This is a genomic window from Rhizobium sp. KNZ2-6A, from assembly GCF_056755475.1.
Genome location: NZ_JBNDIC010000022.1, coordinates 45,679 through 71,738, shown reverse-complemented (window position 1 = coordinate 71,738; position 26,060 = coordinate 45,679). Strand labels below are relative to the sequence as shown.

Here is a 26,060-nt window from a genome sequence, read left to right as displayed (position 1 = left end):
TTGACCTCAGAGAATGTTGACCCGCTTGAGCAGCCACCATGCCAGCAGCATGGAGGCGACGATGAAGCCGACGGCATATTCCGTACCGCCCGCGCCGCCGGAAAGCGGCAGGTTCGAGGTGTTCATGCCGAAGAAGCCGGTTACCAGTGTCGGCGGCAGCAGAAACGCGGTCATGATCGACAGGATGTAGAGATGGCGGTTGATCTCGGATCCGAGCTTCGAGTCGATTTCTTCATGCAGCAGCCTGGCTCGCTCCTGCAATGCATAGACATCGTGCTCGACAGCCTCGAGCCGGCCGGTCAAACGCGCGGCAACGTCTTCGAAGCCGAGCGGCATTTCCTCGTCGTCGGAGGCGGCTGCATGGCGCATCAGCGACAACACCGTACGCAGATGCCGGTGCAGCCGCACGATCGTCCTGCGGATTGGAGGAAGCCGCGTGCGCTCGTCGCGTGACGTATTTCCGTGGACGAAATCCTCGATGGCATTGAGCTCTTCGCTGATCTCGATGACGACCGAAATCAGGGTGCGCTGGAATTCGACGACCAGCAGCTCGAAAATATCGAGGGGACGTGAAAACCTCGTGGCATTCTTGTCGATCAGCATTCGCGCCCGATCCAGGCTGCGAAGCGGCTGCAGCCGGCTGGTGATGAGCATGCGGTCGGTTACGGCGAAATGCAGCCAGCCGATATCGTGGGTGTCTTTGGCAAAGTCGCGCTGAAAATCGACCAGCGTGCCGAAGAGCATCTGTTCGTCGACGGTGACTGTTGCATGCGTCTCGTGGCTTGTCAGCGCTATGCGGGCGGCTTCGTTCAGGCCCGGTGCGTCCTCCAGAAAAGCCGGAACGCGTGCATCGACGAGATTGAGATGCAGCCACAGGAAACCGTCGTCGCTGAACAGCGTTGAACGATCGGTATCGTCGGGCAGCCGCTCCGGCTTGGCTTCGCCTGGGCGGAGACGATAGGCCCAGATGAAGCCGGGTATCGTGTTGACTGACGTGATCGTGTTCATGGCTGTATCATTCGCGTTTCTGAACAGTTGCCTTAGTCTTCGTTCATGACGATTGTTTATGCAAGTGCGTGCTCTGGTGGAATAATCGCGGCTGCTGGCGGCGATGTCACAGCCGCGCGGCGCGCGCAAGACGCATAGGACCTCAAGGTTCGCGAGGGGGTGGAAATCAGCATCTTTACCGCCTCGCTAAAATTGACGTTTACGTAAAAATAAACTAGCTATGACCAGAGATGAGCGGTGATCCGGGCGAGGCGGATCATTGTCGGCACCAATGCGGAGGAAGCAGCATGTACAAGGCGCCAGTCGAAGAAATCGCATTCACGCTGAAGCATGTCGCGGGCATGGAGCGCGCGATGGAGGAGGGCATCCTTGGTGATCTGAGTGCCGATGTCGTCGATGCCATCCTGTCCGAGGCCGGCCGTTTTGCCGGCGAGGAGATGGAGCCGCTTGCCGAGATCGGCGACAAGCAGGGTGCGAAACTGGTCGATGGCAAGGTGGTGCTTCCCGACGGCTGGGAGAAGCTCTATCGCGACTGGATCGCCGGCGGCTGGAACGGCTTGACCGCGCCCGAGCAATTCGGCGGGCAGGGCCTGCCGCATATGCTGAATGTCGCGACGCTGGAAATGTGGAACTCGGCCTCCATGGCGTTCGGCCTTGCGCCGACACTGACCATGGGCGCGGTCGAGGCGTTGATTGCCCATGGCAGCGACGACCTCAAGAAGACATATCTGGAAAAGCTCGTCTCCGGGCAATGGTCCGGCACGATGAACCTCACCGAGCCGCATGCCGGCTCCGATGTCGGGGCGCTGCGCACCCGTGCCGAACGCCGCGACGACGGCACCTATCGCCTTTTCGGCCAGAAGATCTTCATCACCTGGGGCGATCACGAGGCGGCGGAGAACATCGTCCATTTCGTTCTCGCCCGTCTTCCGGATGCGCCGGCCGGCACGCGCGGCATTTCGCTGTTCCTCGTGCCGAAATTCCTGGTGAATGACGACGGCTCGCTCGGCGCCCGCAACGACTATTTCGCCCACTCGCTCGAACACAAGCTCGGCATCCACGGTTCGCCGACCTGCACGATGATCTATGGCGATGGCAAATATGGTGCGGAGAAGGGCGCCGTCGCCTGGCTTGTGGGTGAGGAAAACAAGGGCCTCGCCTGCATGTTCACGATGATGAACAATGCCCGCCTTGCTGTCGGCATCCAGGGCGTCGCGATTGCCGAGGCCGCAACCCAGAAGGCCGTCGCCTATGCTCGTGAGCGTACGCAAGGCCGTGCACCGGGCACGACATCGTCGGGCATGAGCCCGATCATCGAGCACCCCGATGTCGCGCGCATGCTGCTGACGATGAAAGCCTTGACGCAGGGCTCGCGCGCCATCTGCTATGCCTGCGCCGAGGCGATTGACATGTCGCATCGCGATCCACAAAAGGCCCGTTTCTGGCAGGAACGCGCCGCATTGCTGACACCGATCGCCAAGTCCTTCTCCACCGATGCCGGCGTCGATGTCGCCTCGTTGGGTATCCAGGTTCACGGCGGCATGGGCTTCATCGAAGAAACCGGTGCGGCACGGCTGCTGCGGGATGCACGTATCGCACCGATCTACGAGGGCACCAACGGCATCCAGGCGATCGATCTGGTGACGCGCAAGCTGACGATCGCCAATGGTGATCATGTGCGCGGCTTCCTTGCCGAATTGCTTGAGATCGCCGATATGGTCGCGAAATCGAACCTCGATGGCTTCGGCGAGACGGCGCCACGGCTGCAGGCGGCCATCGCGGATCTGGAAAAGGCGAGCGACTGGCTGTTGTCGAAGCAGGCCGAAGGCGCCGTCGCGGAAGCGCTGGCGGGCGCCACGCCTTATCAACGGCTCTTCGGCCTGGTGCTGACCGGCTCCTATCTGGCCAAGGGAGGCCTCGTCGATGCGGGGGATGGCGAGGGCGGTAAGCGCATCGCGCTTTGCCGTTTCGCGGCCGAGAATCTTCTGGCTGAGACTGCTGCGCTCTCTGATCGGATCATCGCCGGCGCGTCCAGCGTCGAAGCCGCTCGCATCGCACTTGCCTAAGGACATATGATGACCGACCACATTCTGATCGAACGCCCCGAGACCGCGCCGCAGGTCCAGGTCATCCGGTTCAACCGGCTGGAAAAGAAGAACGCCATCACCCGCGCCATGTATCAGACTATGACCGATGCGCTGAAGGCGGCGGAGGAGGTGCCGGATATCCGCGTTCATGCTTTCCTCGGCACGGAAGGCTGCTTCTCGGCCGGCAACGACTTGGCCGATTTCCTAGCCTTCGCCATGAGCGGCAACATGGGGCGCGAAGTGATTGATTTTCTCGTCGCGCTGGCGAACACGAAGAAGCCGGTCGTCTCCGGCGTCGACGGCCTAGCGATCGGCATCGGCACCACGATCCATCTGCATTGCGACCTGACGGTTGCCTCCGATCGCAGCCTGTTCAAGACGCCTTTCGTCGATCTCGCCCTCGTTCCCGAAGCGGCTTCGAGCCTGCTTGCTCCGCGCGTGATGGGACATCAACGCGCCTTCGCCCTGCTCGCCCTCGGCGAAGGCTTCTCCGCCGCCGAAGCGAAGGAGGCAGGCCTGATCTGGAAGGTAACGTCACCGGACGCGGTGGAGGCCGAAACACTGTCGCTGGCCGCCAAGCTCGCCACAAAGCCGCCCGAGGCTCTGAGGATCGCCCGCGACCTAATGCGCGGCCCACCGGATGCGGTGCTCGACCGAATTCAAAAAGAAGCCGAGCATTTTGCCGCCCAGCTGAAAAGCGCCGAAGCCCGCGCGGCCTTCGAGGCCTTTATGAAGCGGTGAAGCTCAACCCGCCCTCGTGGTTCGAGACGGCCCTATGGGCCTCCTCACGATGAGGGCTAGCTCCCGCACATCTCGACCGCGCTCTACCCGCCCTCATGGTGAAGTGCGAAGCCCAAAGGGCTGCAGCCTCGAACCACGAGGGTCGGCCCGGGAACCTGCGCCTAAAAGAACTACTTCTCCAGCGCTACCACCACCTCGACATGCGAGGTCCACAGAAACTGGTCGATCGGCGTCACTCGCGTGATGCGATAACCGCCTTCGACCAGCAGGGCAAGATCGCGGGCGAGCGTCAGGGGATTGCAGGAGACGGCGACGATTTTCTTGACCTGGGATCGGGCAAGCTCCTTGCACTGGAATTCCGCGCCGGCGCGGGGCGGGTCGAAGACGACGGCGTCGTAGACTTTCAGTTCCTGCGTCATCAACGGCCGGCGGAAGAGGTCGCGGCGTTCGACGGAGACGGGCTTCAGCCCCTGCGTGGTGCGCGCGGCCTGATCCAGTGCCGCGAGCGGCTTTTCCTCGCTTTCCACCGCATGCACGCGCCCGATCCGCGCCAGGCGAAGCGAGAAGGTGCCGCTGCCAGCGAAGAGGTCGGCGATGCGCTTTGCCTTGCCGACATGGGCTGCGACCAGCTCGGCCATGGCGTCCTCGGCCTGCTTGGTCGCCTGCGTGAAGGCGCCCGGCGGCGGTGAGACCGGCACGCCGCCGAAATCGATGATCGGCTTCACCGGTTCCACGAGGGTCTCTCCGTTCAGCGAAAGGCGGGCAATTCCGCGAAGCGACAGCACGGTTTCGATGGTGCTGCGGCGCTGCTTGTCCGAAAGCGACTTGATGCCGTCGACGGCGAGATCGAGGCCGGTCTGCGTTTCCAGCACGGAAACGCGGAAGGCTTCGGCATTGATGGCGATTGCCGCGGCGATCGTCTTGATCGCCGGCAACCGGGCCATGATGCCGGGCGAAGCGATGGGACATTCCTCGATGGCGACGATGTGGTGGCTTTCGGCCTGGTTGAAGCCGATCAGCATGTCCTTTTCGGTCTTGCGCGCGGCGAAGACGACCCGGCGCCGCTCGCCCGGATGCGCGGCGACGATATCGTCGACCTCGGGCGTCAGGCCTTTCGAGCGCAGTGCATCGATGACGAGCTGGCGCTTGAAAGCACGATAGGGCGCATCGGCATAATGCTGCAGGGTGCAGCCACCGCAGGCGCCGTTGACACCGTGCGGGCCGAAGTGCCGACAGTGCGGCTCCTGTCGGTCCGGCGAGGCCGACGCGATCGACATCAGCATGCCCTGGCTTTTCACCCGCGCGATGGCGACGCTTTCGCCCGGCAGCGTGAACGGCACGTAGATCGGGCCATCGGCGCCTTGCGCGATGCCATCGCCCTGGGCGCCGAGCTTCTGGATGGTGACGGTTTCAGTGCTCATGGCTTGATCCCTGCGAGAAGAAATTCCTGGTTGCCGTCGCCGCCTGCGATCGGCGAGGCGATGAGGCCGAGGCTTTGCCAACCCATGTCTTCAGTGAACCAACGCTCGAGTTCCGCCGCAACCGCCGGAGCGGAGGAGGGGTCCTTCAGGAGGCCGGCCTTGCTGATCGCATCGCGGCCCGCCTCGAATTGCGGCTTCACAAGCAGGGCTGCCCGCGCGCCGGGTTCGGCAAGCGCCAGCGCCGGCGCGAGAGCCAGCTTCAGCGAAATGAAAGAGACATCGGAAACGACGAAGGAGAAGGGCTCGCCGATATCCTCCGCGATCAGGTTGCGCGCGTTCAGCCCCTCGATATTGGTCACGCGCGGATCGGCGGCTATGCGCGAATGCATCTGGTCGTGACCGACGTCGATCGCCGTGACATGGGAAGCGCCACGCTGCAGCAGCACTTCGGTAAAGCCTCCGGTCGATGCGCCGACATCGAGACAGTGCTGTCCCTGCGGATCGAGGCCGAAATGATCGAGCGCCGACACCAGCTTCAAGGCCGCGCGTGAGACGTAATCCTGCGCGGGATCATCGATGCTGATCCGTGCGTCTTCGGTGAACAGCGCACCCGGCTTCGTCACGATCCTGCCGTTCACGGTCACCGTGCCGCGCTGGATCGCATCGCGCGCCCGTGATCGGCTGGCAAAGAGCGAGAGGGTGACGAGGAGCTGGTCGAGGCGTTGCGGTTCGGACATGGGCTGTCCATGCCGGGCAATGGGCTACGTTGCAAGCCTTTTATGTTGATATCGGCGTTGACGCCGGATCGCAACCGGCCATAATCGCCGCAATCAACGGGCGAGGGGCATCATGCGAGAGATCGGTGGCTATGCGGCGCTAATGGTGATGTCAGCCGTTCCGGCGCTTGCGAACGACACGATGGCCGAGTTGAGGACGGGCGGTCTCGCCTATGTCCGCACCGGCGATATCAGCATGGCGCAGGAAAAGCTGTTCATTTCGGCGGAGCAGGTCCGCGTCGATTACGTCTTCGAAAACACCTCGGACAAGGATGTCGAAAGCGTCGTCGCCTTTCCGATGCCCGATATCAAGGGCGATATCGACAGCATGGTCGATGCCGGAAATGTCGACGCCGACAATTTCCTTGGTTTCACCGTGGCGCAGGAGGGCAAGGCCATCACGCCGAGCCTGCAGCAGCGCGTGTCGGTTGCCGGGGTAGACATGACGGATGAGTTGAACGCTCGCGGCGTCCCGCTGCTGCCGCTGAGCAAGGCCGCTGCGGCGGCCGTCGCCAAGCTGCCCGCCGACGTGCTCGATGATTGGACGGCTCGCGGCTTGATTACCGATGACGAATACGACACGGACGGTCAGGGCATGAAGCATCACCCGACGCCCATGTGGACGCTGCACACCACCTATTGGTGGCGCACGAAGTTTCCGGCCAAGGCGAAGATCGCGGTCGAGCATCGCTACAAGCCGAGCGTCGGTGGCACTGTCGCCATCACTTTCGCCGGCGAGGAAGACTATCAGAAACAGCAGCTGCAGGCCTATCGTGCCAAATACTGTCTCGATGAATCCTTCCTGAAGACGGCGACCAAGCTCGCCGCTGCAGCCGACAAGGGCGGGCGCGGCTATACCGAAAGCTGGATCTCCTATGTGTTGACGACGGGCGCCAACTGGTCCGGTCCGATCAAGCATTTCGAGCTGACGGTCGATAAGGGCAGCCCTGACAATTACATCAGCTTCTGCGGCAAGGATGTGAAAAAGACCGGTGCAACCAGCTTCCAGATGACGGCGCAGGATTTCTATCCTGAACACGATCTGGATGTCCTCATTCTCGCTGCCGTGCCGGTGAGGTAGAGCGGTTGGAAGTAGCGATGCGGTCGCGTGTAATTAAATAAATTTAAAGTCCGAGCCTCTACTGATGCCTGTGATTACGGTGATCGTCTTGAGATCATCGCCTGCCATGAAGGCTTCGCGCGTCTGCGTCCCAATCATGCCACTCCCTGAATTCTTCGAGCGTCGGCCGCGTTCCCTCCCAATCGCGGCCTAATGACGCTCGCCAGGACCGGCGCTCAGGAGGCGCTCGCCCATGTTTGCGAAAAAACTCTCGCTGAATGGCAAGCTTGCCATCACGTTCACGGCGTTGATCGCCATCTTCGCCTGCGTTTCCGCATTCGTCTATTCCAAGGAAGAAGTGTCCGCCGGTGCCGCCGCCGAGCAGACCAAGTCGCAGCAGCTCGTCAGCCAGATCGACGATTCCCTGCAGGCCATGCTGGAACAGGCGGTCAATCTGCGTGGCTTCCTGCTGCTGCGCAGCGAAAGCACCTATGGCGATATCTTCAACAATCGCGAACGGATGCTGAAGAGCATCGCCGCCGCCAAGCAGGTCGCGGCCGATTCCCCGGATCTGCTGCAGGCCATCGACAACATGCAGAAAGCCGCCGATCTCTATTTCCATCAGCTCGCGGAGCCGCAGGCCAAGGCCCGCAAGGAAACCGAGATGCCGCTCGACCAGATCGTCAAGATCGGGCAGAACGAAACCAAGGGCCAGCTCGATGGCTTCCGCGACGCTGCCGCCAAGATCAAGCAGGCCGCCCGCGCCAAGGCCAGCGATCTGGCAGCCATGCAGGACGATGCCAATGGCGATCTGCGCCTGACGCTTATCGTCGGTGGTGTCTTCGCGTCGCTCGCCGCCGCAGTGCTCGCTTGGTTGCTGTCGCGCCTTATCGTGCGCCCGATCGTCGGCATGACGGCTGCGATGGGCCGGCTGGCGAACGGAGAGCATGATGTCGAAGTTCCGGCGGTTGGCCGCGGCGATGAAGTCGGCCGCATGGCCGATGCCGTCCTGGTCTTCAAGCAGGCGGGGATCGAAAAGCTGCGTCTTGCTGGCGAGACCGAGCGCATGCGCGGCGATGCCGAACGCGAGCGTCAAATGAACGATGAGCAGAAGGCACGCGAAGAGGGCGAAATCCGCTTTGCCATGGAAGCGCTCGCGGACGGCCTCTCCGCCCTGTCTTCCGGCAATGTCGCGACCCGCCTGCGCAATAACTTCGCGCCCCAGTTCGACAGCGTCCGCGCCGACTTCAACAATGCGGTGGAAAAGCTGGAAGCCGCTTTGCAGTCCGTCGGCCACAATGCTTCCGCCATCAATGCCGGCGCCGACGAGATCCGCTCGGCCGCCGACGATCTGTCGCAACGCACCGAGCAGCAGGCTGCAGCCGTCGAGGAGACGGCGGCCGCACTGGAGCAGGTCACCATAACGGTTCGCGACTCGGCCAAGCGCGCCGAAGATGTCGGCCATCTCGTCGAGCGTGCCCGCCTCGGCGCGGAACGCTCCGGCGAAGTGGTGCGCAATGCCGTTTCGGCCATGCACCAGATCGAAAAGTCCTCGGGCGAGATCAGCAATATCATCAGCGTCATTGACGACATCGCCTTCCAGACCAACCTCCTGGCGCTGAATGCCGGTGTCGAGGCAGCCCGCGCCGGCGAGGCCGGCAAGGGCTTTGCAGTCGTTGCCCAGGAAGTGCGCGAGCTCGCTCAGCGTTCCGCCAATGCCGCCAAGGAAATCAAGGCGCTGATCACGACATCGAGCGATCAGGTCAATACCGGCGTCTCTCTGGTCGGCGAGACCGGCAAGGCCCTCCAGTTGATCGTCTCCGAAGTGCAGGAGATCAACCGCCATGTCGGCGCGATCGTTACGGCGACCCGCGAACAGTCGACCGGCCTGCAGGAGATCAACACGGCCGTCAACAACATGGATCAGGGTACGCAGAAGAATGCGGCCATGGTCGAGGAACAGACGGCCGCAAGCCATGCGCTCGCCCGCGAAGCTGCGGCACTCAACGAGCTGCTGCAGCAGTTCCGCCTCGGCGAGGCCCCACAGGCCGCAGCCGCGCGTCCGGTCGCGGCGACAGCACGCTCGAGGCCGGCCGCATCTCCGGCCCGCGCTCTTGGGCGCACCGTCGCCAAGGCCTTCGGCGGCAAGGCAACGGCGACGGCCGCTGCCGCTCGCGACGATTGGGAAGAGTTCTGATCGAATGACTCTCCCCTTGATGGGGAGGGTCGGCACGTCGTGCCGGGGCGGGTGACGACGGCATCCGTCGAATTCCCGTCCCATTTCATGGCAGATCATCCCCAACTCGCCGCTTTGCGGCGAGTTTCCCACAAGGGTGGGGCAATCGCATTCGGCGCCGCACGTTGCTTCTCCCCGAGGGGAGAAGGGGATGCGGCAACGACCTCATTTTACATGCGATAGCCCGTCCTCAAGGGGAAGGAAAAACCTAGCCGGCGGCTTCGACGATGCGACCGTGGCCGAGTGTACGGAATACAGTCTGGACGATGCCGGCACGGTCGAGACCGGCCCTGGCGTTCATGGCTTCGGGCTTTGCCTGCTCCATCCAGATATCCGGCATGACGAGCGAGCGGATCTTCAGGCCATTATCGAGCAGGCCCTCATTGGCGAGGAACTGCATGACCTGGCTGCCGAAGCCGCCGACCGAACCTTCCTCGATGGTGATCAGCATTTCGTGGTGCGCCGCGAGCTGGCGGATGAGGTCGTGATCGAGCGGCTTGGCAAAGCGCGCATCGGCGACCGTCGTCGACAGGCCGGCGGCATCGAGGTCCTCCGCCGCGGCAAGGCTGTCGGCCAGCCGCGTGCCGAAGGAGAGCAACGCGACTTTCGATCCCTGCTTTACAACGCGCCCCTTGCCGATTTCGAGGATCTGACCCCGTTCCGGCAGCTCGACGCCGACGCCTTCTCCGCGCGGATAGCGGAAGGAGATCGGGCCGAGATCATAGGCGGCGGCGGTGCGCACCATATGCTTGAGTTCCGCCTCGTCGGCTGCGGCCATGACGACGAAACCGGGCAGGGTGGCAAGAAAGGCGGTATCGAAGGAGCCCGCATGCGTCGGCCCGTCGGCGCCGACGAAGCCAGCGCGGTCGATGGGGAAGCGGACCGGCAGGCCCTGGATCGCGACATCATGCACCACCTGGTCGTAGGCACGCTGCAGGAAGGTGGAGTAAAGGGCGGCGAACGGCTTGTAGCCTTCGGCGGCAAGACCGGCGGCGAAGGTCACGGCATGCTGCTCGGCAATGCCGACGTCGAAACAGCGCTTGGGGAAGAATTCCTGCAGCTTGTCGAGGCCGGTGCCGTTCGGCATGGCGGCTGTAATGCCGACGATCTTGTCGTCGAGCGTTGCTTCCTGCACCAAAGCGTCCGCAAAGACGCTGGTGTAGCTCGGCGCATTCGGCTTCACCTTTGTCTGCGCGCCGGTAATGACGTCGAACTTGTTGACGCCATGATACTTGTCGGCAGCCGCCTCGGCCGGAGGATAGCCCTTGCCCTTCTGCGTCACCACATGGATCAGCACCGGTCCTTGGGCATTGTCGCGCACATTGCGCAGCACGGGCAGCAGGTGCTCGAAGGAATGGCCGTCGATCGGGCCGATATGGTAGAAGCCCATCTCCTCGAACATGGTGCCGCCGGTCACATAGCCCCGTGCGTGCTCGACCGCCCGCGTGATGGCGCGGTCGACCTTCTTGCCGAGATAGGCGGTCAGCTTCTTGCCGAAATCCCGGAAGCCCATATAGGTGCGGCCGGAGGCGAGGCGGGCGAGATAGGCGCTCATTGCCCCCGTCGGCGGGGCAATCGACATGTCGTTGTCGTTGAGGATGACGATCAGCCGTGCATCGAGCGCGCCGGCATTGTTCAGGGCCTCATAGGCCATGCCGGCCGACATGGCGCCGTCGCCGATAACGGCGATGACGCGGCGGTCGGTCTTATCCAGCTCGGCGGCAACCGCCATGCCGAGACCGGCGGAAATGGATGTGGAAGAATGCGCGGCGCCGAAGGGATCGTATTCGCTTTCGGCCCGGCGCGTGAAGCCGGAAAGGCCGTCTTCTTGGCGCAGCGTGCGAATGCGGTCGCGACGCCCGGTGAGGATCTTGTGCGGATAACACTGGTGCCCGACATCGAAGATCAGGCGATCGTCCGGCGTATTGAAGACGCTGTGGATGGCGATGGTCAGTTCGACGACGCCGAGGCCGGCACCGAGATGTCCGCCAGTGCGCGATACCGCATCGATCATCTCATCGCGGACTTCGCGGGCGAGCTGCGGCAATTCCCGGTCCTCCAGCTTTCGCAGGTCGGAAGGATATTGGACCCGGTCCAGCAGGGGCGTCTCTGGCATTTGTGTCAAGGCTGAAGCCTCTTTCTTGCTATTCTTGGGCGGTTGTCCGCCTTTACGTCAAAACAGATTGCGACAAAAGGCGCCGAATTCAAGGTGCTCCCGAACAAGAAACATGTGGGAGTGTCATGAACCCGTTAGCCTTCCGGCAGGGGAATGAACTCTTCCTCGTCGCCCGGCACGATATCGAAGCGGCCCGTGCGCCATTCTTCCTTGGCCTTTTCGATGCGCTCCTTTGAGGACGAGACGAAATTCCACCAAATATAGCGCTTCGAATTGAGCGCTGCACCGCCAAAAAGCATGAGATGACAGCCTTTTTCAGCGGCCTCCAGCGTTATCGCATCACCGGGGCGGAAGACGAGGAGCTGATCCTCAGCGAAACGGTCGCCAGCGACGATGAGCGAACCGGAGAGAATATAGACCGCGCGCTCCTCATGGGCTGCCCCAAAAGGAAACGTCGTGTTCGGCTGGAGCTGAAGATCGACGTAAAGCGTGTCGGAAAAGGATTTTACCGACGATTTCAGGCCCTCGAATTCGCCGATGACAACGCGCCCGGTCACGCCGCCATCGGCGATCGTTGGCAGGTCATCTTTTTCCGTATGGGCGAAAGAGGGATCGATCTCCTCCTTGTCGTCGGGGAGCGCCAGCCATGTCTGCAGGCCGGACATGGCGAAGGGGTGGTCGCGCAGGTTCTCCGGCGTGCGCTCGGAATGCACGATGCCGCGGCCTGCCGTCATCAGGTTGACGTCGCCGGGGCGGATCACCTTGGCCGTGCCGAGGCTGTCCATATGACGGATTTCGCCGTCGAACAGGTAGGTGACCGTGGAAAGACCGATATGCGGATGCGGGCGGACATCGAGCGCCTGGCCGGGCCGCAAAATGGCAGGACCCATGCGGTCAAAGAAGATGAACGGCCCCACCAGCCGTCGCCGGCTGCTCGGAAGCGCACGCCGCACGGAAAAGCCACCAAGATCGCTGGTGCGCGGAATGATAAGGTTCTCGATCGCATCGCAGGCGAAGGCATCGCCGGCCTGGGGATCGTTGCCTGGGAAGAAGGACATGAAGGCTCTCCTTTCGGTTGGGTCTCAACCTAGCGAGAAAGGCTGGGAAACTCAAATTTTGCTATTCGATGCGTTTGTAAGGGTCATTTCAAAGGGTTGTTTAACATTGCGACCTATGTGAGCAGCGGGGTAACTCTTGGAGACGAACAGGCATGGACATTGATGGAAGCAAAGCGTTGGTTGCCATTCTCTTGGGAGTGATGCTCGCCTCATGCAGCACAGCGAGTGATGGGCCTGAGCAGCAAGTTACCACAAAAGTGGCTAATCCGACGGCAATAGGGCCTGCGGTTGCTGCGTTTCGAGATATTTGCTTTGCTTATAGCGCTCCATATACGCAGGCTCGCGCGGCTGCGGCTCGATATGGGGTTAAGACGTTCGAAACCAAGCAAGGCTCGAGTTTGATCTCCGGCAAATATACATACGCTGAGGGAGCAACAGACGACCGATCGCTTATCGTTATCATCAACCCAGACGGACTATGTGATACGAAGTATCGACGTCATCCGGGCATGGCAGACGATGAAACGATCGAACGTCAATTCGCAAACGTTATCAGAACAAAATATCCGGATGCATTCAAAATCGGCGATAGAGGCAAAGAGTATCATGTGTCCATAAACGGGAAGCGGGCCAGCTTCGCGTTTTCGCTCGATCATGATGGCTATATACAGTTCATGTCGCCTTGACGAAATCGTTCATTCGCATCGAAGCGTTTCACGAGGCTCAAAAAGCGACATTTCCGGCAGGTGCTGGCAACTGTTCTGCCTCAAGCGCCGTCCAGCGCTTCCGTGCCCTGCGGCTTACCGGCGCGGTCGAGCCGGATCTTTTCGATACGGTTTTCCGCAGCCGAAAGCAGCGCCTCGCAATGCTTCTTCAGCGCTTCGCCGCGCTCGTAGATGGTGATGGATTCATCCAGTGCCACATCGCCGCGTTCGAGCCGTGCAACGATGCTCTCAAGCTCCGCCACGGCCTTCTCGAAGGAATAGCCTGATACATCTGCCTTGGCGCTCTCGCTCATCGTCAACCTTTCATCATGCGTAGAATATGCATCCCCGCCGACTCGGCGAGGCCTTCCAGATCATAGCCGCCTTCGAGCAGGCTGACGACCCGGTTCTTGGCGCTGCGGTCGGCGACTTCAAGCAGCCGTCCCGTCGCCCAGTCGAAATCCTCGCCCGTCAGGTTCAGCTGTGCCAGCGGATCGCGGTGGTGGGCGTCGAAGCCGGCCGAGATGATGATGAGGTCGGGGCGAAAGTCGTGCAGCGCCGGCAGGATACGCGACTTGAAGGCCTCGCGAAAATGATCGCCGCCCGTATTGGGCGACAGCGGCGCGTTGACGATGGTGTTGTGCGCGCCGCGCTCATCCTTCTTGCCAGTGCCCGGATAGAGCGGCATCTGATGGGTGGAACAGAAGAGCACGGACGGATCGTCCCAGAAAATGTCCTGCGTGCCATTGCCGTGATGCACATCCCAATCGACGATGGCGACGCGCTCGGCGCCATGGGCCTTTTGCGCATGGCGAGCGGCGATTGCGGCGTTGTTGAAGAAACAGAAGCCCATGGCCTTGGTCTTCTCGGCATGGTGGCCGGGCGGACGTGCCGCGACGAAGACATTGTCGGCCGCACCGGAGAAGACATCGTCGACCGCCGCCATTGCGCCGCCGACGCCATGCATGATCGCCTGCAGCGTCTTCGGGCTGGCATAGGTATCGGCCTCGATCTGGTTGATTTCGCCGTCGTCGCCCCTGTCCGGTATCGAACGCAGCACGAAATCCAGATGCTCCTCGGGATGCGCGAGCAGGATCGCATCCTCATGGGCGGGAGGCGCCTTTCGCCGGTCCAGCCGCTCGAAATTGGGGTGCTCCAGCGCGATATTCAGTGACCGCAGCCGATCCGGCCGCTCCGGGTGGCCAGGCGGAACAATATGTTCCAGGAAGATCGGGTGTTCGTAAAGACGTGTGCTCATGGGGCCAATCTATAAATGAGGTGTGACGCCTATTACAGGACATGGACAATGTCACTACAATGTCAACAACCCACCTTAACCACTCTCAATGGCGCCCGTTTACTTATCGGGGCCTGGTGTTAAGCTTTTATTAGGGCGAGTATGGCGTCGGCCAGGATTATTGCGTGATGGCGAGAGCAGAACGATCCGATGTCGTCGAGGTAAGGGTGCCGCCGCGCGATGTCGACCGGCACGGCCAGATGTTTATCGCCTCCTATATCTCTCAGGCGGAAACAGCGCTCTCGAATTTCTGGCGCACGCGGCCGCTGGTCAAGGACGAGCCCCTTTACATCGCCAGGAAAGCATCCTGTTCGCTGCACCGGGCCTTGCACCATGACGATCTTGCCCGCTTTTCGATCAGCGTCAACAAGATCGGCGGCAAGTCGATCGGCTTCATGATCATGGTCGAAACCGGCAACGAACTGGCGGCGGAGGTGGAAATTCTCTGGCTCGCGGTCCATGGCGACGAACACGATCCGGCGCCGCTGCCGGAAGACACGCGCGACTGGCTCTACAAATACCTGACGTGAATCGAGCTAAGCGCGCGGCGTTGTCGTAAAACCGCCGCACACTCTTGCGCGACGTGCTTTAGAGCCTTTTGTATTTACGCAATTCCGGACGGAAAACCGCTCCGCACTTTTCCTGGAATTGCTTCAGCTCCGCTGCGGCAGAAGCGGATAGCCGACCATGACGGCGCGACCGACCAGAGCCGCGACGACAGCCTTGATGACATCTCCCGGCACAAAGCCCAAGGACCCGAGAAACGCCTTGCTGAACCCGATATTGATGGTCAGCCAGGCAATGCCGAACGCATAGAGCACCACCACGCCGCCGATGACGGCGGCGATGAAGAAGCCGACGCCCTGAACGAGCCCGCTCTGTTCCGGCTTCACTAGTCTCTCCGAGAAATAGCCGGTGACGAAGGCTGCGAATATCCAGCCGACGAAAAAGCCGGCCGTCGGACCGGCGAAGACGGCAAGACCGCCGCGGCCTCCCGACAGCACCGGCAGGCCGATGATGACGAGGACGACCACCAGCAGCACCGCGATCGTGCCGCGCTTGGCGCCGAGCACGACGCCGGCGAGCATGACACCGAGCGACTGCGCCGTGATCGGCACGGGAATGATACCGATCGGGATCGGCGGCAAGAGGCCGAGCGCCACGATGATGGCGGCAAAAAGTGCCGAGAGGACGAGATCGCGGGTGTTCATGGCGGCTCCTTCCGAAAAAGATCTTTGTTCATTGACGCCGAATGCCGCGCGCGTCAATCGCCGCCGCGATATTGTCCGCATCGCGCAGCGTCAGGATGATCAGCGGCGCGAGCGTGGTCGCCAGGCGAACCTTGATCCCGCGTGCCTGATGCGCTTCGCGGATCGCGCGGTAGCGATCGAGAATCTCGGGGACGAAGCGGATCACGAGGCCGATCGCAAGCCCGATATCGGCGGCTTTCAGCAGGCCGAACTTTTCGAGCGGCATGGCAAGGGCAGTGATCTCGTCGATAAATGCGGCCATCGATGTCGTCGCCGTCACCGTGGCGGCAAACAACGCAAGCGCGGTTAAGCGCAGGGCGGTGACGATCGCGGCGTGGAGCGGGCCGACCAGTGCCGTGAAAATTGTAAGGACAGCAATCGAGATCAGGATCGGCCGCAGCCGCTTCAATGCGTTTGGGATCGGTAGGCCTGTGTTGAAATAGAGCCCTGCGCCAATGAGATTTGCGCAGACAAGCACCGCAATGGAATTCGTCAGAAACAGCAGAACGCCAAGTGCGGCGAGTGCCAGGAGCTTTACGCGCGGCGAAAGCCGGTGCAGCCAAGTATCGACATCGACATGCAGCGTCTGCATCAGCTTGCCATCTCCTTGTAGCGGGCGATCGCTTCCGCGGCAGGCGCGTCGGCGATGAGCCGGCCTTGATCGAACACCAACACCCGCTCGAAATCCTCGAGTAGAGGCAGGTCGTGGCTGATGACGATGACGTTTTCCGGCAGTCCCATGATGGTCTTCTGCACCAGCGCCCGGTTCTTGAGGTCGAGCTGGTTGGTTGGTTCGTCCAGAATGAGGATGTCGGGGCCGGTGACCAGCACCGAGCAGAGTGCCGCCATCTGCAATTCCCCGCCGGAAAGCTCGTGTGCCCGCCGCGCCGCCAGATGGCTGACGCCGAACCGGCCTAGAATGCCCTCGACGGCCGCCTCGATTTCAGCCTTGTCGTATCCGCGCGCCTTGAGCCCGAAAGCGATGTCGTCGCGCACGATGGGCAGGATGATCTGGTTCTGCGGCGACTGGAAAATATAGCCGACCTTGCCGAGCACTTCGCGGGCATCGCCGACAGTATCGAGACCGTCGACCACGACGCGCCCGGTCGATGGCTTGACGAGCCCGTTGATCAGCCGCGCGAAGGTCGTCTTGCCGGAACCGTTGAGACCGATGATCCCGACGCGCTTCTCCTGAAGCGTCAGGCTCAGCGGGAAGAGAGCGGTTCGTTTGTCATAGTCGACGCCGGCATTATCGAAGCGGATGTCCAAGCGGCTTCCCTGTTTCATGGTTGTGTCGCGGAGCTATAGCGCATCGCTCCGATTTATCAAATCAACGCCTCTTTGAAAGCATGGGAATTTATGCCTATGATCCAGTCATGACGAATCTGCTTTCGAATCGTGACGCCCGCCGCGTGTTCCTTGCCAAGCAGGGGCTCGCCAATCCGCCGAACCGCGCCTTGACCAAGGCGGGCCTGCTGCAGCTCATCCACGACATCGGCTTCGTGCAGGTGGACAGCATTGCCACCGTCGAGCGCGCCCATCACCAGATCCTGTTTTCGCGCAACCAGACCTATCGGCGCGAGCACCTGACGGAGCTCCTGGAAAAGGATGGCGCGCTCTTCGAAAACTGGACGCACGATGCCTCCATCCTGCCGAGCGCCTTCTTCGTCTACTGGAAGCATCGCTTCCGCCGCGAGGATGAGGCGATTATCGCGCGCTGGCGCAAATGGCGGGGCGAGGGGTTCGAGGCGGCTTTCGAGGAAACCTACGAGCGCGTGCTGAAGAACGGCGCCATCACCGCCCGCGAGGTCAAGGCGGAGGATCATGTCTCCGGCGGCTGGTGGAACTGGCATCCGAACAAGACGGCACTCGAATATTTCTGGCGCACCGGCAAGTTCGCGATTGCCGGCCGCACCAATTTCCAGAAGGTCTACGATCTCGTCGAACGTGTGCTGCCGGCCCATTTCCATGAGCCGGAAGTGGAGCATGACGAATTTGTCGATTGGGCCTGCCGCAGCGCGCTGCAGCGTCTCGGCTTTGCGACCTCAGGCGAGATCGCCGCCTTCTGGGATCTGGTGACGCCGCAGGAGGCCAAAAGCTGGGTCGAAACACATCGCGACGAACTGACCGAAGTGTTGATCGAGCCTGCCGGCGGCGGCAAGCCTCGACCGTCGCTTGCTTTCCTCGACTTTCATGACACGCTCGACAGCCACGCCGAAGCGCCGGCGCGCATCCGTGTCCTCAGCCCCTTCGATCCCACGCTGCGCGATCGCAACCGTACCGAACGCCTGTTCGGCTTCTTCTATCGCATCGAGATTTTCGTGCCGGAACCGAAGCGCGAATACGGCTATTACGTCTTCCCATTGCTGGAGGGCGACCGGCTGATCGGACGGATTGACATGAAGGCCGACCGCAAGGCGGGGACCCTTGATGTCAAGCGCCTCTGGCTGGAACCGGGCGTCAAGGCATCGGCCGGCCGGCTGGAGAAGCTGGAAGCGGAACTGGAGCGTGTCGCCCGCTTTGCCGGCGTCGAAAAAGTGGTGTTTCTCGAGGGCTGGCGGGGGTGATCTGCTTTTCCGTTTCGAAAGATCGGCTGCGGATTGCATTGACGCGTAAGCGAAACTGCCTCTGACCTATGGGGACTGCGGTCGCATGGACACTATTCGGATTTTCGATGGGCACAACGACGCAGTCCAGTTCATGCTAGACTATAAGCCCGACGGCCGCGATTTTCTGGCTCGATCGGAAGCCGGACATCTCGATCTTCCACGAGCACTCGAAGGAGGCCTGGCCGGCGGATTGTTCGCGATGTTTGCCTCGCCGGAGCATGAGCCGGTGGATGATCTGACGATCACAGATGACGGATACGAAGTTCGCTATGCCGAAACCCTGCATCCCGACCATGCGCGGCTGCGGATCGATGGGCAGCTTTCGGCCATAGGGAAGCTGATTGGACGCTCTGGCGACAAAATACGCCTTGCGACGAGCGTCAGCGAGATCGAGGCGGCACGACATGACGGCGCCTTTGCCATCGTCCTCCACATGGAAGGCGCCGATGCCATCGGCCCCGATCTCGGCTATCTGGATAGCCTCTATGATGCTGGCCTCCGATCCCTGGGCATCGTGTGGAGCCGCCCGAACATTTTTGGCTATGGCGTTCCCTTCGCTTATCCGAGATCGCCTGACACCGGCCCCGGCCTTACGGATTTAGGCAAGGATTTGGTCAGAAGATGCAATGAACTCGGCATCATGATCGATGTTTCCCATCTGAATGAGCGCGGATTTTGGGATGTCGCGGCATTGAGCACCGCTCCGCTCGTCGCCACGCATGTTTGCGCCCATGCCATATGTCCATCGACCCGCAACCTGACCGACCGGCAATTGGATGCCATCCGCGATACCGGCGGGGTTATCGGGTTGAACCTGGCCGTCAATGACATTCGCGCGGATGCCCATCTTGAGGAAGATACCCCGCTTGAAGCCGTTATTCGTCAGATCGATTATCTCATCGCCCGCGTTGGAGCGGATGGGGTCGCCCTTGGATCGGATTTTGACGGCGCTGTTATGCCTCGTAAGATCAGGGACGCAAGCGGCTTGCCACATCTCATGGAGGCCATGCGCAAAAGCGGGTTCGATGAGCCGATCCTGCGAAAATTCGCCTATGACAATTGGCTTCGCGTATTCGGCCTCACATGGCCTGATTGATCGTGAGCTTTGTCACCTTTCCCTTGAGGGGGAAGGTCGCCGCATAGCGGCGGGTGGGGGTGATCCTGAGTGCGGGGAGACATCACCCCACCCCGGAGCTTCGCTCCGACCTTCCCCCTCAAGGAGAGGGTAAAAGTTCGCAAACTCGGTCTTGGCGATCTTGATGCCGAAGCCTTCCAGGCCAAGATGAGGTTGCGTGCGGCTGGTAGCTTATAGCAAAGTCATTTCCAGACGGTCCCAGCGCGGCGTTACAAGCCTACGCTTTTGATAGAGGTCATAACTTAGGGTGTCGCATAGGCAGAGGCGCCTATCAAAAGGGAGGGTTCGTTGTCGTCACCAATTCTTGAAGGCAGCAACGTCAGGCTCCGCCCGCCATGTGCCGAGGACGCCGATGCGCGTTTCGCCTTGGGGAACCATGCCGAGATCGCGGAGATGTACGGCGTCAACAAGGACGACATGAAGCCGGTTACCCGGGAGGGCATCGCCCGGTGGCTGCAATGGCTCACCGATCATCCGCATGCATGGGTCATCGAAATCAACGGCGCCTTTGCCGGCGAAATCAGATTGGACAACGTCAATCGCGAGGATCGGCGCGCGACGATGGCAATCGGCATCAACAATCCGGCCTTGCTTGGCAAAGGCTTTGGCACGGAAGCGATCACTCTTCTGCTAAACCATGCCTTCGGCGAGATAGGACTGCATCGCATCGGAATCCGCGTGCTCGCCTACAACAAGCGCGCCATCCGCGCCTATGAAAAATGCGGTTTCATCGTCGAAGGAAGGGAGCGGGAGACCGCTTACGTCAACGGCAGCTGGCACGATGACATCATGATGGGCCTGCTGGATCGCGAGTTCTTGTCGAGAAGCGACCGTTAATTTGACTTGGAATCCGGCTGCCTGAAAACCCGTGACGGTGCACGAAAAGCAGATGCAGAATTCCGCTCTACTTGGCAGCCTCGCAAACGAGGCTCGAGGAAACACGATGACTCATCTCAATGGCAGCTCGAAGCTTTGCTTCAGCGTTTCCATCGGTACGTCCGTCTTGACATTCAAAACGCTGGGAATGCGTGTCAGATAGTCGGCCTGGAAGCGCCAATAGCTGTGTAGATCTGCCGTGACAATTCGAAGGATTGCATCGCATTCCCCGGTCGTGAGGTAGCATTCCATCACTTCCGGAAAGCGACGGATCGCCTCGCCAAACTGGACCGTTATCTCGGCATCCTGTGTTTTGAACCAAACGCGGGCAAAGACCGTAAGGCCGGCACCGACCTTCGTCGGATCGAGCACGGCAACGTAGCGATCAATGACGCCTGCTTCCTCCAGCAATCGCACTCTGCGAAGGCAAGGTGAAGGGGACAACCCGACCTCGTTCGCCAACTCGACATTGGAAATACGCCCGTTTCGTTGAAGCGCTCGCAAGATGCGGCGGTCGATATCGTCTAAGACCATTGGTGCTTTCAGCTTCTAAGCCTTCAGTACTTGGCATTTTATGCCAAATTTTGATGCATCTTTGCCTTTTTCGCAAGCTTGTTGCGCATGTGTTAGCCTAACATTCCATCCGTAAAACGCAAAGATGGAAACCCGTTCATGCCGAAAAAGTTCAAGAAGATCGTGCTCTCTTATTCAGGTGGTCTGGACACGTCGATCATTCTGAAATGGTTGCAGGAGACCTATAAGTGCGAAGTCGTAACCTTCACCGCCGATCTGGGCCAAGGCGAGGAGCTGGAGCCGGCGCGCCGGAAGGCTGAAATGCTCGGGACCAGGGACATCCGGATCGTGGATGTCCGCGAAGAATTCGTGCGCGACTTCGTTTTCCCGATGTTCCGCGCCAACACACTCTACGAGGGCCAGTATCTCCTTGGCAGCTCCATCGCCCGTCCGCTGATCGCGAAGCATCTCATCGGCATTGCGCAGGAAGTCGGCGCGGACGCCATTGCCCACGGGGCAACCGGCAAGGGCAACGACCAGGTCCGCTTCGAACTAACCGCCAATGCGCTCGATCCCTCGATCAGGATCATCGCCCCATGGCGCGAATGGGACATTCAGTCCCGGACGCAGCTCATCGACTATGCCGAAAAACATCAAATTCCCGTTCCCAAAGACAAACGAGGAGAAGCGCCGTTCTCGATCGACGCGAATTTGCTGCATACCTCGACCGAGGGCAAGGTACTGGAAGACCCGGCCGATATTGCGCCAGATCATATCTATCAGCGCACAGTCGATCCCATGGATGCACCCAACTTGCCTGAGTTTATTACCATTGGTTTCGAGAAGGGCGACGCGGTTTCCCTCAATGGCGACAAGCTGTCTCCGGCTGCCCTTTTGACCGCGCTCAACGAACTTGGTGGCAGACATGGAGTGGGACGGCTCGATCTGGTCGAGAACCGGTTTGTCGGCATGAAGTCACGCGGGATTTATGAGACACCAGGCGGCACTATCTTACTGGCAGCTCATCGCGGGATCGAGTCAATTACGCTCGACCGCGCCGCTGCTCACCTGAAAGACGAGATCATGCCCCGCTATGCGGAGCTCATCTATAATGGTTTCTGGTATGCGCCAGAACGAGAAATGCTACAGGCGCTGATCGACGCGAGCCAGACCTATGTCAGTGGCGAGGTGACGGTCAGGCTCTACAAGGGGTCGGCCAGCGTCGTCGCGCGCAGCTCGCCCCATTCGCTCTATTCGACGGATCTGGTTACCTTCGAAGAGGGTTCGGGCATTTACGACCATCATGATGCCGAGGGCTTCATCAAGCTCAATGGGCTGCGTCTTAAAAGCTGGGCGGCCCGCAACAGACAATCAGGCAAACCCGGCTTGTTGCAAAATTCATAAGCACCGAGGAAGTGAGCCAGGCCCAGCGAGCGACAGCTTCTATCACCTCCCCCTTGAGGGGGGAGGTCGCGCGGAACGCGCGGGTGGGGTGACAGTTGGCTGGCTGCGGAGGTCGCCGCAATCACCCCACCCCGGAGCGTCGCTCCGACCCTCCCCCTCAAGGGGAGGGTGGTGAAGATCAGCAGATTTCCGTGGTGGCGATCTTGATGCCGAAGCCTTCGAGGCCGACATAGTGCCGCTCGCGGCTGGTCAGCAGCTTGATCGAGCTGACGCCGAGATCTTTGAGGATCTGTGCGCCGAGGCCGATTTCGAGCCACTCGCTGTCGCGCGCCTGCGCCTCGGTATGGCTCTCGCGCTCGGCCTGGCGTGCCTTGCGGCCATTGTCGAAATGGCCGACGCCGACGGAACCTTCACGCAGATAGACGATGATGCCGCGGCCTTCCTCGGCGATCTTCTTCATGTAGAAATCGACAGGCCGGCGCTTGCCGAAAATATCCTCGGCGACGCTTTCAGGATGCAGGCGCACCGGGATGTCGATACCGTCACGGATATCGCCGAAGACGACGGCGAGATGCTGCATCGTGTCCCAGGGCAGAGAATAGGTATGCGCGCGAGCCTTGCCGAAGGCCGTATCGATATCGAAGCTGGTGCCGAGCTCGATCAGCGTTTCCTTGCGCTGGCGATAGGCGATGAGATCGGCAACGGAGACCATCTTCAGCCCGTGTTGTTCGGCGAAACCGGCCACCTGCGGGCCCCGCATCACCGTGCCATCGTCATTGACGAGTTCGCTGATGACGCCGATCGGCGGTAGGCCGGCAAGCTTGCAGAGATCGACTGCCGCTTCGGTATGGCCCGAGCGCATCAGTACGCCGCCTTCGCGAGAAACCAGCGGGAAGATATGGCCGGGGCGGACGAAATCTGCGGGGCCGACATTCGGATTGGCGAGGTTGCGGACGGTCAGCGTCCGGTCGTCGGCGGAAATGCCTGTCGTGGTGCCATGCTTGAAGTCGACGGAGACGGTGAAGGCCGTCGTATGCGCGGAATCGTTTTCCGCCACCATGGCGTTGAGGTTCAGCCGCTTGGCTTCTTCGCGCGGCATCGGCGTGCAGACGATGCCGGATGTATGGCGGACGATGAAGGCCATTTTTTCGGGCGTGCAATGAACCGCGGCGACGATCAGGTCGCCTTCGTTTTCGCGATCATTGTCGTCCATGACAACAACGATCTCGCCGGCCTCGAAGGCCCGGATGGCATCGACAACACGCTTCTGGTCGTAAGACATTTCGAAATTCCTACCTCTGCTGGCCCGTCTGGCCGCGATCCCTCAGATAATGGTCGGCAACGGCGCAGGCAACCATCGCTTCGCCGATCGGCACGGCGCGAATGCCGACGCACGGATCGTGGCGGCCCTTGGTGCGCACATCGACATTGTTGCCGTCGGCATCGATCGACTGGCGTTCCGTTAGGATCGAGGAGGTCGGCTTGATGGCGAAGCGCGCGACGATGGGCTCGCCCGTGGAAATGCCGCCCAGAATGCCGCCGGCATGGTTGGACAGGAAGATGCGCTTGCCGTCGTTGCCCATGCGCATCGCATCGGCATTCTCCTCGCCGGTCAGTTCAGCGGAGGCGAAGCCTTCGCCGATTTCGACGCCCTTGACGGCGTTGATCGACATCAGCAGCGAGGCGATATCCTGGTCGAGCTTGCCGTAGATCGGAGCGCCGAGCCCTGCCGGCACGCCTTCGGCCACGACTTCGACCACGGCGCCGATCGAGGAGCCGGCCTTGCGGATGCCGTCGAGATATTCTTCCCACACCGGCACGATTTCCGGATCCGGGGCGAAGAAGGGGTTTTGGTCCACCTGAGCCCAATCCCAGTTGGCGCGGTTGATCTTGTGCTTGCCGATCTGCACCAGCGCGCCGCGAATCGTTGCGCCGGGCACGACGAGGCGGGCAATGCCGCCGGCCGCGACGCGTGCCGCCGTCTCGCGCGCCGAAGAGCGCCCACCGCCGCGATAGTCGCGGATGCCGTATTTGACGTCATAGGTATAATCGGCATGGCCCGGGCGATAGCGCCGCGCGATCTCGCCATAATCCTTCGAACGCTGGTCGGTATTTTCGATCAGCATCGAGATCGGCGTGCCGGTCGAGATCATCGTCTCGCCGTTCCCGTCCATCATCACGCCCGAGAGAACCTTGACGAGATCATCCTCGCGCCGCTGCGTGACGAAGCGGGATTGTCCCGGCTTGCGCTTGTCGAGCCAGGCCTGAATGTCTTCGAGCTTGAAGCGGAGGCCCGGAGGGCAGCCATCGACGACACAGCCGAGCGCCGGGCCATGGCTTTCGCCCCAGGTGGTGACGCGGAAAAGATGACCGAATGTATTGTGCGACATGGGAAACGACCGGTTTGCTGCAGCCCGATGAACAGACTGCCTTTTCTCTCTTGCAATTTCGGCCCACTCATAGAGCATGATACCGAAAAGTGTAAGCGGTTTTCGGGCGACACCATGCTCTGCTTATTTGATTCCAATGCCGGATGATCGAGGCCAAAAAGCCGGCAAGACAAAATCTTTCTTTTCGCCGTCACGGAAGCGCTGCCCGGCGCCGTCTCCCGCCGGTCATCGGTATGGTAAACAAAGATTAATCCGCACTGTGGATTGTGACGACACATTCACCAATTGGGCGAGCTAAGCCACTATTGGGGGCAACTTCCGCCATATTCGACGTGTTTTCTAAGCCGCATAAGAAATCACAATCAAATCGACCTGAAGGGTGAACAACCATGCGCTTTTTTGTAGCGACGCTTTTGGCCACGGCAAGCCTGCTTGCGCCCGTCGCGGGCTTTGCCGAAAGCGCCGATGTCGAGGCAACGATCAAGAAGGTCGATGCGAAGAACTTCAGTATCACCCTGGATGACGGCAAGAACTATCAGGTACCGGAGGATTTCGATTTCAACGGCCTGCAGACCGGCGTGAAGGTTGTCGTCTTCTACACGGAAGTCGACGGCAAGCGCGTCGTCAACGATCTTGATATCGTTCAGTAAATGATGGTGCCGCCGGGGCAACCAGCGGCTCGGAAATAACTCAAGGCTTCAGGGAACGATCATTCCGGCATGGTTTCGCAGAGCCCCGTCGCCCTTGGTCTCAATGCGGAACCGCTCTACATCCAGCCGATGATTTTCATATGCGGATCGACCCTGAGGATCTGATCCTGATGAATCGGGATTTCGGCCGCCTCTTCCTTTTCGACATCGCCGATCAGGCGGAACAATGTGCGGATGACGCCGCCATGCGTGACGCAGACGGTTGGCCGATCGACAGATGTCAGCCATGAGCCGACGCGCCAGGACAGGATCTCGTAGCTTTCGGCATCATCGCCCGGTGGGATGAAATCCCATTTGTTCGCCTTGCGCTCGGCAAGCCGGTCCGGTTGCGTTGCCTTCAATTCCTTGAGGGTGAAGCCTTCCCAGGCGCCAAAGGACAGTTCGACCAGCCTGTCATCGGTGCGATAGTCCTTGGGCGGCAGGCCCATGGCGTCCCTGGCGATCTCCATCGTCTCGCGCGTGCGGCGCAGGGGACTGGCGATGAAATCGAAGGGTCGGTTTTCGAAGGTCAGGATTTCGGCAAGATCGATGCCGTTCTGCCGCGCCTGTTCGCGGCCGATGGCATTGAGATCGATGTCCCTCTGCCCCTGCAGGCGCCGCTCGGCATTCCAGTCGGTCTGACCGTGACGTATCACATAGAGGATGGGCGACACGGTCAGATTTCCTGTT

General features: G+C 60.9%; 25 protein-coding genes. 11 read left to right on the top strand and 14 right to left on the bottom strand.

Annotated elements, in window-relative coordinates; all coding sequences use genetic code 11:
• Window positions 1-6 precede the first annotated feature (6 nt).
• Window positions 7-1,008 (bottom strand): transporter, encoded by a 1,002-nt coding sequence (locus ACPYOP_RS16835; RefSeq protein ID WP_481411504.1) that lies wholly within the window; start codon window positions 1,006-1,008, stop codon window positions 7-9.
• 287 nt (window positions 1,009-1,295) lie between these two features.
• Here ACPYOP_RS16835 and ACPYOP_RS16830 point away from each other — a divergent pair, with 287 nt between their 5' ends.
• The gene (locus tag ACPYOP_RS16830) at window positions 1,296-3,074 is read left to right on the top strand and encodes an acyl-CoA dehydrogenase family protein (protein WP_481411503.1); all 1,779 of its coding nucleotides are present in this window, start codon (window positions 1,296-1,298) and stop codon (window positions 3,072-3,074) included.
• Window positions 3,075-3,083: 9 nt separating this feature from the next.
• A complete protein-coding gene (locus ACPYOP_RS16825) occupies window positions 3,084-3,836 on the top strand; it encodes a crotonase/enoyl-CoA hydratase family protein (RefSeq protein WP_481411502.1) in 753 nt (250 codons plus the stop codon).
• A gap of 170 nt (window positions 3,837-4,006) precedes the next feature.
• On the opposite strand, the gene ACPYOP_RS16820 is transcribed toward ACPYOP_RS16825, so the two are convergent.
• A complete protein-coding gene (locus ACPYOP_RS16820) occupies window positions 4,007-5,257 on the bottom strand; it encodes a class I SAM-dependent RNA methyltransferase (protein ID WP_481411501.1) in 1,251 nt (416 codons plus the stop codon).
• Window positions 5,254-5,994 (bottom strand): TlyA family RNA methyltransferase, encoded by a 741-nt coding sequence (locus ACPYOP_RS16815; protein WP_481411500.1) that lies wholly within the window; start codon window positions 5,992-5,994, stop codon window positions 5,254-5,256. The genes ACPYOP_RS16820 and ACPYOP_RS16815 overlap by 4 nt, the downstream gene beginning before the upstream one ends.
• A 112-nt stretch (window positions 5,995-6,106) precedes the next feature.
• Between ACPYOP_RS16815 and ACPYOP_RS16810 the strand changes: the two genes are divergently transcribed.
• On the top strand, window positions 6,107-7,114 hold the full coding sequence (locus ACPYOP_RS16810) for a DUF4424 domain-containing protein (protein ID WP_481411499.1): 1,008 nt from the start codon (window positions 6,107-6,109) through the stop codon (window positions 7,112-7,114).
• A gap of 232 nt (window positions 7,115-7,346) precedes the next feature.
• Window positions 7,347-9,290 carry a methyl-accepting chemotaxis protein gene (locus ACPYOP_RS16805; RefSeq protein WP_481411498.1) on the top strand — a complete coding sequence of 648 codons (1,944 nt, stop codon included), beginning with the start codon at window positions 7,347-7,349 and terminating at the stop codon, window positions 9,288-9,290.
• Window positions 9,291-9,537: 247 nt separating this feature from the next.
• On the opposite strand, the gene dxs is transcribed toward ACPYOP_RS16805, so the two are convergent.
• Together dxs and ACPYOP_RS16795 are read right to left on the bottom strand one after the other, a co-directional pair.
• Window positions 9,538-11,454 carry a 1-deoxy-D-xylulose-5-phosphate synthase gene (gene dxs, locus ACPYOP_RS16800; RefSeq protein WP_481411497.1) on the bottom strand — a complete coding sequence of 639 codons (1,917 nt, stop codon included), beginning with the start codon at window positions 11,452-11,454 and terminating at the stop codon, window positions 9,538-9,540.
• Between the two features lie 125 nt (window positions 11,455-11,579).
• Window positions 11,580-12,503, bottom strand: a complete 924-nt coding sequence (locus ACPYOP_RS16795; RefSeq protein ID WP_481411496.1) for a pirin family protein — start codon at window positions 12,501-12,503, stop codon at window positions 11,580-11,582.
• A gap of 152 nt (window positions 12,504-12,655) precedes the next feature.
• Between ACPYOP_RS16795 and ACPYOP_RS16790 the strand changes: the two genes are divergently transcribed.
• Complete coding sequence (locus tag ACPYOP_RS16790; RefSeq protein WP_481411495.1) at window positions 12,656-13,189, top strand: hypothetical protein; 534 nt, start codon at window positions 12,656-12,658, stop codon at window positions 13,187-13,189.
• Window positions 13,190-13,269: 80 nt separating this feature from the next.
• Here the strand turns inward: ACPYOP_RS16790 and ACPYOP_RS16785 are convergent, their stop codons facing one another.
• Window positions 13,270-13,521 (bottom strand): exodeoxyribonuclease VII small subunit, encoded by a 252-nt coding sequence (locus ACPYOP_RS16785; protein ID WP_481411494.1) that lies wholly within the window; start codon window positions 13,519-13,521, stop codon window positions 13,270-13,272.
• Window positions 13,522-13,523: 2 nt separating this feature from the next.
• Window positions 13,524-14,465: a histone deacetylase family protein gene (locus ACPYOP_RS16780; protein ID WP_481411493.1), complete on the bottom strand. Its 942-nt coding sequence runs from the start codon at window positions 14,463-14,465 to the stop codon at window positions 13,524-13,526.
• A 167-nt stretch (window positions 14,466-14,632) separates the two neighbouring features.
• On the opposite strand from ACPYOP_RS16780, the gene ACPYOP_RS16775 reads away from it, so the two are divergent.
• Window positions 14,633-15,034 carry an acyl-CoA thioesterase gene (locus ACPYOP_RS16775; RefSeq protein WP_481411492.1) on the top strand — a complete coding sequence of 134 codons (402 nt, stop codon included), beginning with the start codon at window positions 14,633-14,635 and terminating at the stop codon, window positions 15,032-15,034.
• Between the two features lie 123 nt (window positions 15,035-15,157).
• On the opposite strand, the gene ACPYOP_RS16770 is transcribed toward ACPYOP_RS16775, so the two are convergent.
• From ACPYOP_RS16770 to ACPYOP_RS16760, 3 genes are read right to left on the bottom strand one after another with little or no spacing between them, the layout of a single operon-like run.
• Window positions 15,158-15,715, bottom strand: a complete 558-nt coding sequence (locus ACPYOP_RS16770) for a biotin transporter BioY (RefSeq protein WP_481411491.1) — start codon at window positions 15,713-15,715, stop codon at window positions 15,158-15,160.
• A 28-nt stretch (window positions 15,716-15,743) separates the two neighbouring features.
• Window positions 15,744-16,346 (bottom strand): energy-coupling factor transporter transmembrane component T family protein, encoded by a 603-nt coding sequence (locus ACPYOP_RS16765; protein ID WP_481411490.1) that lies wholly within the window; start codon window positions 16,344-16,346, stop codon window positions 15,744-15,746.
• Window positions 16,346-17,023 (bottom strand): energy-coupling factor ABC transporter ATP-binding protein, encoded by a 678-nt coding sequence (locus ACPYOP_RS16760; protein WP_481411489.1) that lies wholly within the window; start codon window positions 17,021-17,023, stop codon window positions 16,346-16,348. Before ACPYOP_RS16760 ends, ACPYOP_RS16765 begins: the two co-directional genes overlap by 1 nt.
• A gap of 107 nt (window positions 17,024-17,130) precedes the next feature.
• Here ACPYOP_RS16760 and ACPYOP_RS16755 point away from each other — a divergent pair, with 107 nt between their 5' ends.
• From ACPYOP_RS16755 to ACPYOP_RS16745, 3 genes are all read left to right on the top strand, one after another.
• Window positions 17,131-18,321, top strand: a complete 1,191-nt coding sequence (locus tag ACPYOP_RS16755; RefSeq protein WP_481411488.1) for a winged helix-turn-helix domain-containing protein — start codon at window positions 17,131-17,133, stop codon at window positions 18,319-18,321.
• Window positions 18,322-18,406: 85 nt separating this feature from the next.
• Complete coding sequence (locus tag ACPYOP_RS16750) at window positions 18,407-19,459, top strand: dipeptidase (RefSeq protein ID WP_481411487.1); 1,053 nt, start codon at window positions 18,407-18,409, stop codon at window positions 19,457-19,459.
• A 327-nt stretch (window positions 19,460-19,786) separates the two neighbouring features.
• Entirely contained in the window at window positions 19,787-20,335 is a 549-nt protein-coding gene (locus ACPYOP_RS16745) for a GNAT family N-acetyltransferase (protein ID WP_481411486.1), read from the top strand.
• A gap of 111 nt (window positions 20,336-20,446) precedes the next feature.
• Here the strand turns inward: ACPYOP_RS16745 and ACPYOP_RS16740 are convergent, their stop codons facing one another.
• Window positions 20,447-20,908, bottom strand: coding sequence for an Lrp/AsnC family transcriptional regulator (locus ACPYOP_RS16740; protein WP_481411485.1), 462 nt, complete (start codon window positions 20,906-20,908; stop codon window positions 20,447-20,449).
• Window positions 20,909-21,046: 138 nt separating this feature from the next.
• Between ACPYOP_RS16740 and ACPYOP_RS16735 the strand changes: the two genes are divergently transcribed.
• The gene (locus tag ACPYOP_RS16735; protein WP_481411484.1) at window positions 21,047-22,291 is read left to right on the top strand and encodes an argininosuccinate synthase; all 1,245 of its coding nucleotides are present in this window, start codon (window positions 21,047-21,049) and stop codon (window positions 22,289-22,291) included.
• A gap of 178 nt (window positions 22,292-22,469) precedes the next feature.
• On the opposite strand, the gene ribB is transcribed toward ACPYOP_RS16735, so the two are convergent.
• Entirely contained in the window at window positions 22,470-23,573 is a 1,104-nt protein-coding gene (ribB, locus tag ACPYOP_RS16730; protein WP_481411483.1) for a 3,4-dihydroxy-2-butanone-4-phosphate synthase, read from the bottom strand.
• A gap of 10 nt (window positions 23,574-23,583) precedes the next feature.
• A complete protein-coding gene (gene aroC, locus ACPYOP_RS16725; RefSeq protein WP_481411482.1) occupies window positions 23,584-24,681 on the bottom strand; it encodes a chorismate synthase in 1,098 nt (365 codons plus the stop codon).
• A gap of 389 nt (window positions 24,682-25,070) precedes the next feature.
• On the opposite strand from aroC, the gene ACPYOP_RS16720 reads away from it, so the two are divergent.
• Window positions 25,071-25,331, top strand: a complete 261-nt coding sequence (locus ACPYOP_RS16720; protein WP_481411481.1) for a DUF1344 domain-containing protein — start codon at window positions 25,071-25,073, stop codon at window positions 25,329-25,331.
• A 116-nt stretch (window positions 25,332-25,447) separates the two neighbouring features.
• Here ACPYOP_RS16720 and ACPYOP_RS16715 read toward each other — a convergent pair whose 3' ends face one another.
• Window positions 25,448-26,044, bottom strand: coding sequence for a histidine phosphatase family protein (locus ACPYOP_RS16715; protein ID WP_481411480.1), 597 nt, complete (start codon window positions 26,042-26,044; stop codon window positions 25,448-25,450).
• Window positions 26,045-26,060: the final 16 nt, after the last annotated feature.